Origin of the sequence: Streptomyces sp. NPDC048643 (genome assembly GCF_040650615.1) — a bacterium.
GTDB lineage: Bacteria > Actinomycetota > Actinomycetes > Streptomycetales > Streptomycetaceae > Streptomyces.
The window spans coordinates 1-12,439 of the sequence record NZ_JBEZHO010000080.1 but is presented as its reverse complement, the minus strand read 5'-3'; the positions used below and the strand labels follow the sequence as shown (position 1 = coordinate 12,439).

The following is a 12,439-nucleotide window of genomic DNA, read 5'->3' as shown; positions in this document are numbered from 1 at the left end:
CGACCATGAGCGCTGTGAACCCCGCTGGAGGCGACACCGCGGCGGCCCGTTCCTGGCCCGAGGTACTGAACGGCCTCCTCGAAGGCCGCGACCAGAGCGCGGACGACACGGCCTGGGCGATGGACCGCATCATGCGCGGCGAGGCGACCGACGCGCAGATCGCCGGCTTCGTGGTGGCACTGCGGGCCAAGGGTGAGACCGTCCAGGAGATCTCCGGCCTCGTCCGGGCGATGTACGAACACGCCAACGTGATCGAGGTGCCGGGGCGGACCGTCGACATCGTCGGCACGGGCGGCGACGGGGCGAAGACGGTCAACATCTCCACGATGTCCTCGATCGTGGTGGCCGGCACCGGCGCCAAGGTCGTCAAGCACGGCAACCGTGCCGCGTCCTCCGCGTCCGGCTCCTCGGACGTCCTGGAGAAGCTCGGCGTCAATCTCCAGCTGACGGTCAAACGGGTCGCGGAGGTGGCCGAGGAGGCCGGGATCACCTTCTGCTTCGCGGTCAAGTTCCACCCGGCGCTGCGCCATGTGGCGGCGGCGCGCGGACAGCTCGGCATCCGGACGACCTTCAACGTGCTGGGGCCGCTGACGAACCCGGCCCGGGTCAGGGCCCAGGCGGTCGGGGTCGCCGACCCCCGGATGGCGCCCATCGTGGCGGGCGTCTTCGCCGAGCGCGGCAACTCCTCGCTCGTCTTCCGCGGCGACGACGGCCTCGACGAGCTGACCACCACCGCCGGCTCCCGGGTCTGGGTGGTCCGCGACGGCAAGGTCACCGAGGAACACTTCCACCCCCGTGACGTCGGCCTCGACGTCGTTCCGGTGGAGGCGCTGCGCGGCGCCGACGCGGCGTACAACGCGGAGGTCGCCCGGCGTCTGCTGGACGGCGAGACCGGTCCGGTGCGCGACGCCGTGCTGCTGAACTCGGCGGCCGCCCTGGTGGCGCTGTCGCCGGCCGACGCACCGCTCGCCGACCAGCTCCGGGCCGGTATGGCGAAGGCCGCCGAGGCGATCGACTCCGGGGCGGCCAAGCGCACCCTCGACCGGTGGGTGGCGGCCAGCAACGCCTGAGGCGCCGGTGATGTGACGCAGGGCGCGGTCCAGAATCCGGACCGCGCCTTGCGCGTCGAAGATCTTCTGGCAAGATGCTGTATCAGGTCATGAGCGACAGCCATCAGGCCCCGGCCGGCTGTCCGGCAACCCTCCGTCCGTGGCGGGGTGCCCCGGGTGAAGACCAGGCCGTAGGCAGCGAGGTCTGCGGCAAGCGCGGACCCCTCCCACTCTTTCGAGTGGACGTAACCAGGGGTCCTGGTCGTTCGAGGGAGCCTTCTGTGAGCAAGCGAATGCGATAGGGCGCCGAGCCCCGCCTCCGCACACCCCTTTTTCCCCTTCCTGCGCCGAGCGCTGCCCCCGGGCGGCCGGCTCGCGCGGCGATCCCGCCTGCCTCACAGGAGCCCGCCATGTCTGTCACCACCGCCGCCGACACCTCCGTCTGTGCCCCGCTGCCGGTCCTGGGCCGGGACGTCACCGTTCCGCTCGTCACCGGCGGCGAGGTCACCTACGCCGCGCTCGACTACGCCGCCAGCGCGCCCGCCCTCCAGCGGGTGTGGGACGACGTCGCGGCGTACGCCCCGTACTACGGCAGCGTCCACCGGGGTGCCGGGTACCTCTCGCAGCTGTCCACCGACCTGTTCGAGAACGCCCGCAGGACCGTCGCGGAGTTCCTCGACTGCCGGACCGACGACCAGGTCGTCTTCACCCGCTCCACCACCGACTCGCTCAACCTGCTCGCCGCCGCGCTGCCGGCCGACTGCCAGGTCTTCGTCTTCGAGACCGAGCACCACGCCTCGCTGCTGCCCTGGCGCGACGCCCGGGTGACGTACCTGAACGCCCCGCGCACCCACGGCGAGGCCGTCGCGACCCTGGAGCACGCCCTCGCGGCCCGCGACCCCCACGGGCCGGCCCTCGTCTGCGTCACCGGCGCCTCGAACGTCACGGGGGAGCTGTGGCCGGTGCGGGAGCTCGCCGCCGCCGCGCACGCCCACGGCGCCCGGATCGTCCTCGACGCCGCCCAGCTCGCCCCGCACCACCCGGTGTCGGTCCAGGACCTCGACGTCGACTGGGTCGCCTTCTCCGGGCACAAGCTGTACGCGCCGTTCGGTTCCGGTGTCCTCGCGGGACGCTCCGACTGGCTGCGCGAGGCCGACCCGTACCTGGCGGGCGGCGGCGCCAGCCGCAAGGTCACCCGGCGCGCGGACGGCGGCGTGGACGTCGAGTGGCACGACAGCGCGGCCCGGCACGAGGCCGGCTCGCCGAACGTGATCGGCGTCTACTCCATCGCCTCTGCCTGCAAGGCGCTCACCGAGGAGGGCTTCGACAACCTCCTCGCCCGGGAGCGGCACCTGATCCGCACCGTCCGCGCCGGCCTCGCCGAGGTCCCGGAGGTCCGGATCCTCTCCCTCTTCGGTGACGACGCCCCGCGGGTCGGCGTCCTCTCCTTCGTCGTCGAGGGCTGGAACAGCTCGCACTTCGCGGCCGCGCTGTCCGCCGAGTACGGCATCGGCGTCCGCGACGGCCTCTTCTGCGCCCACCCGCTGGTCCGCACGCTGCTCGGCAGCGACCCCGAGACCCAGGGGGAGTGCGGCGCCCCGGAGGCGGCGCCCGGCGAGAAGTCCCTCAACGCCATCCGCGTCAGCTTCGGCGCCGGTACGCCCGACGAGCACGTCGAGCGGTTCGTCCGCGCGGTGCGCGAGCTGGTGCGGGACGGCGCGCGGTGGCAGTACCGCACCCAGGACGGCCGCTGCGTGCCGGCGGTCTAGGAACGCACGAAGAACCGCCGCGGGGCGGCGTACGCCTCGGTCAGGAGTCGAGACCGATCGCGAACGCCGCCTCCAGGTCGTGCTGGGAGTACGTACGGAACGCCACGTGCGTGTCCGTCGCCTCGACGCCCGGGATCTTGCTGATGCTGCCGGGGATGACGTCCGCGAGGTCGTCGTGGGACCTGACCCGGACCATGGCGATGAGGTCGTAGGTGCCGGTGACGGAGAAGACCTCGCTGACGCTCTCCAGCGACGCGATCGACTCGGCGATCTCGGGGATCCGGTCCACGCTGGTCTTGATGAGGACGATCGCGGTGATCACGGCTGGTTCTCTCCCTAGGGGGCCACTGCTGGGGATCTCACCCTACTCGCGCTCCACCTGGCCCCGTCCGTCCGGCGGGGCGCCGACCGTGGCTCCCACGACGGGCACGGCGGTGCCGCGGCGCCCGAACCGCACCCACGCGTAGACGAAGCCCAGGGAGAAGCCCACCAGGTGCGCCAGATAGGCGACGCCTGGGCCCGACTCGCTCTGGCCCGCCGCCAGCCACTGCAGGGTGAACCAGAACGGCAGCACCACCCAGGCCGGGAACCGCAACGGCAGGAAGAACAGGAACGGGAGGAGACTGGTCACCCTGGCCTTGGGGAACAGGTACAGGAACGCGCCGAGCACCGCGGAGATCGCCCCGGACGCCCCGACCAGGGACTGTTCCGAGGACGCGTTGGCGGCCGCGTAGCCGAGCAGGGCCAGGTATCCGCACCCGAGGTAGAACAGCGCGAACTCCACATGGCCCATGCGTTCCTCGGTCAGCAGCCCGAAGACGTAGAAGAAGAGCATGTTGCCCAGGAGGTGGAGCCAGCTGCCGTGGATGAACAGGGCGGTGGCCGGGGTGAGCACCTCACGGAGTGGCCCGCCGAACAGATCGGCCGGCACCACGCCCCAGCGCCGGAAGTACGCCCGCTGGACGGCCAGCAGCTCGTCCCCGGCGCCGTACACGGGATCGAGGCCCGAGGCGGGACCGATGACGAAGATCAGACAGCACAGGACGATCAGCCCGTACGTCACCGGTGCCGACTGGGACCGCACCGCTCTGCCGATTGCCGTACTCCAATTGCCGATCATGGTGCAGAGCATGACGTACCGGACGGATCGGTACAGACAGCCTCGCCGCCGTGGACGGCCGAGCGTCGACTACCCGCCAGGCCGTAGGGTTACGAGCCACATGTACCGGGCGACCGGTGCCGGACGGACACTAGAAGGAAGCGACTGCCCTATGACGGTTCCCCTGCCGGACGCCAAGACGCGCTGGCGCTGCTCGCTCTGCGGCAACCTCACGCGGTTCGACGTCACCCGCTCCTCGAAGGTCGTCGAGTACCTGCACCTCGACCTCGCCGGTGAGCCGAAGGTCGAGGAGCGCGAGGTGGTCAGTGAGACCATCGAGTCGGTGCGGTGTCGCTGGTGCAACGCGGTGGATCAGGTCGAACTCGTGGACAGGCCGGGTGCCGGCTCCTGAGGGAGCGGGCCCCGCACGGATATTGGGGTGACGGATGATGGAGACCACAGGCGGGGAGCCGGACGACGGCGCCGCCGAGGTGCTCGATCGTCCGCTGCCCGACGGTGTGCGCCGACGCGTCGTGCAGATCGTCTCGGACGGTTTCGGCGGGCTGACGCTGGCCGAACTGCCCGCGCAGCTGCGGCAGTACGCCCGTTTCGCGCCGAACCGGCGGGCCAAGTTCGCCGGTACCGCCATGGCGGCGGCGCTGGAGACGGACCCGCTGTTCAGACAGCGCATCGCCGAGAAGCTGAGAGAGACGCAGCCCGAGCTGACCGCGGCCCTCGACTCGGCCGCGCCACCCCCGGCCGCGGATCCGCTGGACGTGGCGGCCGCGGCCTATGTTCTGCGTCCCGCGGGCTGGGTGAAGCTGGTGACCGCCGCGGGCGAGGAGGCCCTGCGGGCGGACGCCGAGCGTGCCGACGAGGAGAACCGGGCCGAGCTGGAGCGCCTGCGCGAGGAACTCGCGGCGGCGCGCGGCCAGATCAGGACCGAGACCGAGCGGCTGCGCACGGAACTGGACGCGGCGCGCAAGGAAGCGGAATCGCTTCACCGCAAGCTGCGCGGGGCCCTCAGTGACGTGAAGCGCGGCGAGGCCGCGCTGCGCAAGCTCCAGGGCGAGACGGACGCGGCGCGGGCGGAGAGCCAGGTCCAGGTGTCCGCGGCCGAGAGCGAGAGCCGTCGGCTCAAGGCGCGCCTCGCCGAGGCCGAGGCGGCCCTGGAGGCCGGCCGCAAGGCCGCGCGCGAGGGGCGCAGCGTCGAGGACATGCGGCTGCGGCTGCTCCTCGACACCGTGCTGGACGCGGCTCAGGGCCTGCGTCGCGAGCTGGCGCTGCCGCCCGTCTCGGTGCGGCCCGCGGAGACGGTGGAGGCGGTCGAGCCCGGCCGGATGACACCCAAGGACATCGCCACCCGCGCCCTGTCGGAGAACGACCCCGCGATCCTGGACCAGCTGCTCGCGCTGCCCCAGGCGCATCTGGTCGTCGACGGCTACAACGTCACGAAGACCGGCTATCCCCAGATGCCGCTGGAGAAGCAGCGGCTCAGGCTGCTCGGGCAGCTCTCCCAGCTGGCCGCGCAGACGGGCGCCGAGGTCACCTGTGTCTTCGACGGGGCCGAGCTGGCCGCGCCGGTGCTGCTCGCGCCGCCGCGCGGGGTGCGGGTGCTGTTCTCCAAGCCGGGGGTCACCGCGGACGAGGTGATCCGCCAGCTGGTGCGCGCCGAGCCGCCGGGCAGGCCGGTCATCGTCGCCTCGACCGACCGTGAGGTGGCCGACGGCATCGCCAAGGCGGGCGCCCGGCCGGTGGCCTCCGCGGTCCTCCTCAAGCGCTTCACGCGTGGCTGAGACGGCGCCCGTCGATCTGGGGTGTACGTCGCAAGAGCAACCTACGCACCATGCGTAACCTCTGGGCCGCATGCCCGAATTGGGCCGATGTTCACGCGACGTAGTGTCAAGCGGACATCACTGCACGTGAGTTGAATGCAAAGAATGCACTCCGTGACAAAGAATTTTCAGGTTTGGATTTGAACTGATCACAAGAAGGTCACTAGGGTCAGGCCTCGAACCTCCAACTAGGGTGATCGCTCATCAGGAGTGACGGTGGAGGGGCACCGCCCGTCGGCGTGACGCGGCAGGCGGCTGGAGGAAGAAGGAGCTCGCCTTCGTGGCGTCCCACCGTCGACCCAAGCAGCCGAGCCGCACCCGTGTGACCGTGCTCACCACCGCAGCCGCCGCCGCCGTTGCCCTCAGTGCCAACGTCGCCAATGCCGCGCCGTCCGAGAAGCCCAGCAAGGACGAGGTCAAGGCCAAGGTCGACAAGCTCTACGAAGAGGCCGAGAAGGCCACGGAGAAGCTCGACGGCGCCAAGGAGAAGCAGCAGAAGCTCCAGAAGGAGATCAGCTCCCTCCAGGACAACGTCGCCCGCGGCCAGGAAGACCTCAACGACCTGCGGGACGGCCTCGGTTCGATGGCCAGCGCCCAGTACCGCACCGGCGGCATCGACCCGTCCGTGGCGCTCTTCCTCTCCTCCGACCCGGACAGCTACCTGGACAAGGCCTCGGCCATGGACCAGCTCAGCGCCCAGCAGGTCGAGTCGCTCAAGAAGGTCCAGGAGAAGCAGCGTTCGCTCGCCCAGCAGCGGTCCGAGGCCTCCGAGAAGCTCAAGGACCTCGCCGACACCCGGACCGAGCTCGCGAAGAAGAAGAAGGAAGTCCAGGGCAAGCTGGGCGAGGCCCAGAAGCTTCTGAACTCGCTGACGGCCAACGAGAAGGCCGCGCTCGCCGCAAAGGAGCAGGAGCGCGCCACCCGCGCCACCGAGCGCGTGAACCTCGGCAACAGCAAGGGCTCCGGCCGTGCCGGCGCCGCGTTCGCCGCCGCCCAGGGCGCCATCGGCTCGCCGTACGTCTACGGCGCCTCCGGCCCCAGCTCCTTCGACTGCTCCGGCCTCACCTCCTGGGCCTACGCCCAGGCCGGCGTCTCCATACCGCGCACCTCCGAGGCGCAGGCCAACGCCGGCACCCGGATCTACTCGCAGAGCGGTCTCCAGGTCGGCGACCTGGTCATCTTCTACGGCGACTTCCACCACGTCGGCCTGTACGCGGGCAACGGCCAGGTGCTGCACGCCCCGCACACCGGCGCGGTCGTCCGCTACGAGGCGATCGGCAACATGCCCTTCCAGTTCGGCGTCCGGATCTGATCCGGACGGGCGGCCCGGAGCCTGCCTCCGCCGCCTGACGGGACCCCTCGCCACGCCGCCCAAACGGGCGAATTGCGACAACTCCCGCTGACCCCACGCCCCGTCGGTGACCTGCGTCTCCGGCGGGGCGTCACTGTGTGTGCCCGCAGAGGTCTTTGGCCGGTGTGTGCTCGCACGGCTACTGTCTGGCGCGTTTCCCCCCGACGGCGGGGGACCGTCAGCGGAAGGGAGAGCGGCCACTCGTGGGGTTCCATCGCCGCCTTGCACCGACCGGCTTCGACCGGGGCGCCGGCGCCTTCGGCATCGCCGCCTGCGTGATGTCCGCGGCGGCAGCCGCACTCGGTACCCTGCCCGCCTCCGCGGCACCGCAGGACGACACCCGCGCCGAGGTGGACCGCCTGTACACCCAGGCGGAGAAGGCCACCGAGGCGTTCAACAAGGCCGACGAGCGCGCCGACACCCTGCGCAGGCAGATCGGTACCGCGCAGGACGAGATCGCCCGGCAGCAGGACCGCATCAACACCATGCGGGAGACGCTCGGTTCGCTCGCCGGCGCCCAGTACCGCTCCGGCGGCATCGACCCCTCCCTCGCGCTGCTCTTCTCCGACGACCCGGCCGACTACCTCGACAAGGCCGCCGCCCTGGACCGCATCACCTCGCACCAGGCGGGCGAACTCCGCGACCTCCAGGTCGCGATGCGCGACCTCTCCCAGAAGCGCGAGGAGGCCGGCGGGAAACTCGCCGAGCTGGAGAGCAGCCGCAAGGCCGTCGCCCAGAACAAGCGCACCGTCGAGCGGAAGCTCGCCAAGGCCCGCCGGCTGCTCAACTCCCTGCCCGACGCCGACCGCGCCGCCTACGACCGCTCCTCGCGCTCGACGCGCGCGGACCTGCCCGACTTCGGGAGCGACGCACCGTCCTCGGGACGCGCGGCCGCGGCCGTCGCCGCCGCCCGCTCGGCCCTCGGCCGCCCGTACGTCTGGGGCGCCAACGGGCCGGGCGGTTTCGACTGTTCGGGCCTCATGCAGTGGTCCTACGCGCGGGCAGGAGTCGGTCTGCCGCGCACCTCGCAGGCCCAGCGCTACGCCGGACGGCAGGTGCCTCTGTCCCAGGCGCAGCCCGGCGACCTCGTCACCTACCGGTCCGACGCCAGCCATGTCGGGATGTACGTGGGCAATGGCCAGGTGATCCACGCGCCCTACCCGGGCGCCCCGGTGCGTTACGACCCGGTCGGGATGATGCCGATCTCCTCCGTCACCCGGCCCTGACGGACGCGCGCCAGGACCGGGGCCCGTCACTCCGGCCGGGTCCCGGGCCACGGACCCGGCCGAACGGTGTGCGCACCGTACGATCGTGAACGTGGCTGGTCGAAGGCGTGCGTCGCGGGCGGGGCTCTCCCTGGTGCTGCTGCTGGCCGTGCTCGTCGGCTGCTCCGGCGGGCCGTCCTCCGACACCGCGTCGTCGGCCGCGGTGCAGCGTGTCCTCGACCGGCGTGCCACCGCCGTCCTGGACGGGGACGTGTCCGCGTACCGGGCCACGGGTGATCCGTCGGCCGCCTCCGACGAGTTCGCCAACCTGCGCGAGGTGCCGCTCGCCGCCTGGTCCTACCACCTGGACCGGCTGAGCGTCTCCGGCGACAGGGCCACGGCGCGCGTCCAGCTCCGCTACCGCATCGAGGGCTACGACACGGCGCCGGTCACCGCCGGCCGCACCCTGGGCCTGACCCGCGCCGCCGGGACCTGGCGGGTCGACACGGACGACCCCACGGGCAGCAGTGGCCGCCAGCTGTGGGAGCAGGGGGCCGTCACGGTCGCACGGGGAGAGCACAGCCTCGTGCTCGGGGTCGGGCAGTCCGGGGAGCGGCTGCGCTCCTTCGCCGCTCTCGCCGACCACGCGGTGCCCGCCGTGTCGCGGGCGTGGGGCCCCGACTGGGCGGGGCACGTCGTCGTCCTCGTACCGAAGTCGCTGGACGGGATGGCGGGGCTGCTCGGGGCTCCGGCGGCCGGGTACCGGGGGATCGCGGCGGTCACCACGGGTGAGGTGGGAGGCTCGGCGAAGGCGCCCGCTGACCGGATCATCGTCAACCCGGACGCGTACGGCGTCCTCGGCGACTTCGGCAAACAGGTCGTGCTCACCCACGAGAGCACGCATGTCGCGACCCGTGCCCACACCACGGCCGCCACCCCCCTGTGGCTCTCCGAGGGGTACGCGGACTGGGTCGGCTACCGGGGGAGCGGGCGTGCCCCCGGGCAGGTCGCCTCCGAACTCCGGCGCGCCGTGGCGGACGGACATCTGCCGGCCGCCCTGCCCGACGACAAGGACTTCGGGTTCACCGGCGACGCGACCGCGCTGGCACAGGCCTACGAGGGCGGCTGGATGGCCTGCCGGCTGATCGCCGGCCACTGGGGCGAGGACCGCCTGAACGCGTTCTACCGGGCCGTGGGCGACCACCGGAAGCGCCCGGGTGCCGTCGAGGACGCGTTGCGGGACGTGCTGCACACGACGCCGGAGCGGTTCACGGAGCAGTGGCGGGACTACCTCAGGGAACAACTGGGCTGAGGGGCCCGGCGCGGACACGGACCGCCCGGGATCGGCCTCGCTCTCGCGCCGTCCACGACGGTGCGGTGCGCCGCCCTGCTGCTGTGGCGTGGCCGCTGCGGGCGGCCGGTCAGGAGGAGGCCAGGGTCTCCTTGGTGCGGGCCTCCTGAGCGGGAAGGTCCGGCGCCGGCTCGGAGACCGTGCCGCGCCACAGCGACCGGGCCGCGAGGAGCGAGGCGGCCACCAGCAGGCCGTTGCGGACGACCAGCAGGACGATGCCGAGCGCGTCGCTGGCCACGACGTCCGCGAAGTAGACCGGGAACTCCAGCACCGTCACGAAGCACGCGATCAGCACCAGGGCCGCGGGCAGCGCCATGCGGCTCGCGCGGAAGCACAGGCAGACCGCGGCGAGCCCGACCAGCCACACCATGTACTGCGGGCTGATGACCCGGCTGGTCGCGGTGAACATCAGCACGGCCACGAACGCGGCGTCGGCGAGCGTGTGCGGAAGGAACCGCCTGGCGCTCAGCCGCCACAGGAGCAGCCAGCCGAACGCGAGCGCGGTCAGCACCAGGGCCGCCGTGCTCACGAGGTCGACGTGCGGGCCGAGGAACTCCACCGAGCCGTAGTTGAGCAGCACCTGGCCGTTCCAGCCGTGGTGCCGGGCCACATGGAAGACGAGGGAGCCGAGCGACTCGACCTCGGTGCCGCGGTCGCGCTGGAAGGTCAGGAAGGCGAAGGCGCCCGGCATCGTCGTCCAGAACACCGCCGCGATCACGGCGGCCGTCACCGCGGCCGACACCCAGGCCCGCCGCCGCACGGCCCCGAGCAGCAGCAGCACCGGCCACACCTTCACCATCGCGCCGAGCGCGACGAGCGCCCCCATCACCCGCGGATGACGCACCCCGGCCAGCAGAGCCGCGACCGCGACGGCCGTCACCATCAGGTCGTAGCGGGCGTACACGGTCGGGCCGAGCAGCGGCACGCCGATCACCCACACCCAGGTGCCGCGCCGCGTGCTGCCGGACCGCGAACCCGCGTACAGGAGCAGCCCGAACACCACCAGGTCGGAGACGAAGGCCAGCACGAAGAAGGCGTGCGGATAGTCCAGGAACGGCAGCAGGCCGGGGGAGAGGATCGCGAGGGCGGCGGCCGGCGGGTACTGCCAGGTCACGTCGTGCCGCGGGAAGGAGCCGTGCCGCAGGACGTCGTACCAGCCCTGGTAGATCACCGACACGTCGCTCGTGACGTCCGGCCCGGGGAAGACGTACACCTTCGTCACGAAGAGCAGCAGCAGCACCCTGGTCAGGGCCCAGATCCCGAGCATCGCGGTCACGCCGAACGCGACCCTCGCGCGACTGGCCCCCGTCATGCCCACCGTGCCCTCTTCGTCCGGATTCCGTGCGCGTCGCCGCCGTGCTTCGAGGAGTCAGGGTGACGCGCCGGCCTGTGTGCGAGCCGTCAAGCGCGGCCGTGCCGACCTGTGAGTATAGGTTCGATAGTGTCGAACACGATGCACAAGACCCTGATCGTGACGAACGACTTCCCGCCCCGTCCGGGCGGCATCCAGGCCTTCCTGCACAACATGGCGCTGCGACTGGACCCCGAACAGCTCGTCGTCTACGCCTCCACGTGGAAGCGCGGCCACGAGGGTGCCGAGGCGACCGCGGCGTTCGACGCCGAGCAGCCCTTCACCGTCGTACGGGACCGCACGACGATGCTGCTCCCGACGCCGCGCGCCACCCGCCGCGCGGTCGGCCTGCTGCGCGAACACGGCTGTACGTCGGTGTGGTTCGGGGCGGCCGCCCCGCTCGGGCTGATGGCACCCGCGCTGCGCAGGGCGGGCGCGCGCCGCATCGTGGCGACCACGCACGGGCACGAGGCCGGCTGGGCCCAGCTGCCCGTCGCCCGCACCCTGCTGCGCCGCATCGGCGAGTCCACCGACACGATCACCTACCTCGGCGAGTACACGCGCTCCCGCATCGCCGCCGCGCTGACGCCCGAGGCCGCGGCGCGCATGGTCCAGCTGCCGCCCGGCGTCGACGAGGGGACCTTCCATCCGGGGTCCGGCGGCGCGGAGGTCCGCGCCCGGCTCGGCCTCACCGACCGGCCGGTCGTCGTCTGCGTCTCCCGCCTGGTCCCGCGCAAGGGCCAGGACACCCTCGTCCGCGCGATGCCCCGTGTCCTGGCCAAGCACCCGGACGCGGTGCTGCTGATCGTCGGCGGCGGGCCCTACGAGAAGGACCTGCGCGCCCTCGTCCGCGACATCGGGGTGACGGAGTCGGTGCGGTTCACCGGGGCGGTGCCCTGGTCGGAGCTACCCGCCCACTACGGCGCCGGAGACGTCTTCGCGATGCCGTGCCGTACGCGCCGAGGCGGCCTCGACGTCGAGGGGCTCGGCATCGTGTATCTGGAGGCGTCGGCGACGGGTCTGCCGGTGGTGGCCGGCGACTCGGGGGGCGCGCCCGACGCCGTCCTCGACGGGGAGACCGGCTGGGTCGTCCACGGCGGCTCCGCCGAGGAGACCGCCGACCGCGTCACCACCCTGCTCGGCGACCCCGAACTCCGCCGCCGCATGGGAGAGCGGGGCCGCGCCTGGGTCGAGCAGAAATGGCGCTGGGACCTGCTGGCGGAACGGCTGCGCGAGCTGCTCTGAAGCCGCCCACGGGGGTGCGCCGCCCGGACTCCTGGCGCCTGCGGCCCGGTGGGGGCCGGCCGCGCAGTTCCCCGCGCCCCTGACGGGGCGCCGCGATCGCGAAGAAGGAGCTGGGGAATCTGACCACCTGGCCCGACGACCGGCTGGCCACCTCGCTCTACAGCTGCGCGGCGGCGTCGCTCAG

The 12,439-nt window shown here is 72.3% G+C and carries 11 protein-coding genes and 1 riboswitch; of the genes, 8 read left to right on the top strand and 3 right to left on the bottom strand.

What is annotated here, in order from left to right; translation table 11 throughout:
- The first annotated feature begins 5 nt into the window (after window positions 1-5).
- Both trpD and AB0C62_RS40330 read left to right on the top strand, forming a co-directional pair.
- Entirely contained in the window at window positions 6-1,070 is a 1,065-nt protein-coding gene (gene trpD / locus AB0C62_RS40335; RefSeq protein WP_362982055.1) for an anthranilate phosphoribosyltransferase, read from the top strand.
- An 85-nt stretch (window positions 1,071-1,155) separates the two neighbouring features.
- A riboswitch (SAM riboswitch) is annotated at window positions 1,156-1,272 on the top strand.
- A gap of 187 nt (window positions 1,273-1,459) precedes the next feature.
- On the top strand, window positions 1,460-2,818 hold the full coding sequence (locus tag AB0C62_RS40330; protein ID WP_362982053.1) for an aminotransferase class V-fold PLP-dependent enzyme: 1,359 nt from the start codon (window positions 1,460-1,462) through the stop codon (window positions 2,816-2,818).
- 40 nt (window positions 2,819-2,858) lie between these two features.
- On the opposite strand, the gene AB0C62_RS40325 is transcribed toward AB0C62_RS40330, so the two are convergent.
- Window positions 2,859-3,140 carry an Lrp/AsnC ligand binding domain-containing protein gene (locus tag AB0C62_RS40325; RefSeq protein WP_164373936.1) on the bottom strand — a complete coding sequence of 94 codons (282 nt, stop codon included), beginning with the start codon at window positions 3,138-3,140 and terminating at the stop codon, window positions 2,859-2,861.
- Between the two features lie 42 nt (window positions 3,141-3,182).
- Window positions 3,183-3,938, bottom strand: coding sequence for a rhomboid family intramembrane serine protease (locus AB0C62_RS40320; protein ID WP_362982051.1), 756 nt, complete (start codon window positions 3,936-3,938; stop codon window positions 3,183-3,185).
- Window positions 3,939-4,089: 151 nt separating this feature from the next.
- Between AB0C62_RS40320 and AB0C62_RS40315 the strand changes: the two genes are divergently transcribed.
- From AB0C62_RS40315 to AB0C62_RS40295, 5 genes are all read left to right on the top strand, one after another.
- The gene (locus AB0C62_RS40315) at window positions 4,090-4,329 is read left to right on the top strand and encodes a hypothetical protein (RefSeq protein WP_355870591.1); all 240 of its coding nucleotides are present in this window, start codon (window positions 4,090-4,092) and stop codon (window positions 4,327-4,329) included.
- Window positions 4,330-4,363: 34 nt separating this feature from the next.
- Complete coding sequence (locus tag AB0C62_RS40310; RefSeq protein WP_362982048.1) at window positions 4,364-5,713, top strand: NYN domain-containing protein; 1,350 nt, start codon at window positions 4,364-4,366, stop codon at window positions 5,711-5,713.
- A gap of 319 nt (window positions 5,714-6,032) precedes the next feature.
- A complete protein-coding gene (locus AB0C62_RS40305) occupies window positions 6,033-7,064 on the top strand; it encodes an NlpC/P60 family protein (protein WP_362982046.1) in 1,032 nt (343 codons plus the stop codon).
- 242 nt (window positions 7,065-7,306) lie between these two features.
- Window positions 7,307-8,329, top strand: coding sequence for an NlpC/P60 family protein (locus AB0C62_RS40300; RefSeq protein ID WP_362982044.1), 1,023 nt, complete (start codon window positions 7,307-7,309; stop codon window positions 8,327-8,329).
- 91 nt (window positions 8,330-8,420) lie between these two features.
- Window positions 8,421-9,620, top strand: a complete 1,200-nt coding sequence (locus AB0C62_RS40295) for a hypothetical protein (protein WP_362982042.1) — start codon at window positions 8,421-8,423, stop codon at window positions 9,618-9,620.
- Window positions 9,621-9,729: 109 nt separating this feature from the next.
- Here the strand turns inward: AB0C62_RS40295 and AB0C62_RS40290 are convergent, their stop codons facing one another.
- Complete coding sequence (locus tag AB0C62_RS40290; protein ID WP_362982040.1) at window positions 9,730-10,971, bottom strand: glycosyltransferase family 87 protein; 1,242 nt, start codon at window positions 10,969-10,971, stop codon at window positions 9,730-9,732.
- A 141-nt stretch (window positions 10,972-11,112) separates the two neighbouring features.
- Between AB0C62_RS40290 and AB0C62_RS40285 the strand changes: the two genes are divergently transcribed.
- A complete protein-coding gene (locus AB0C62_RS40285) occupies window positions 11,113-12,255 on the top strand; it encodes a glycosyltransferase family 4 protein (protein ID WP_362982038.1) in 1,143 nt (380 codons plus the stop codon).
- Window positions 12,256-12,439: the final 184 nt, after the last annotated feature.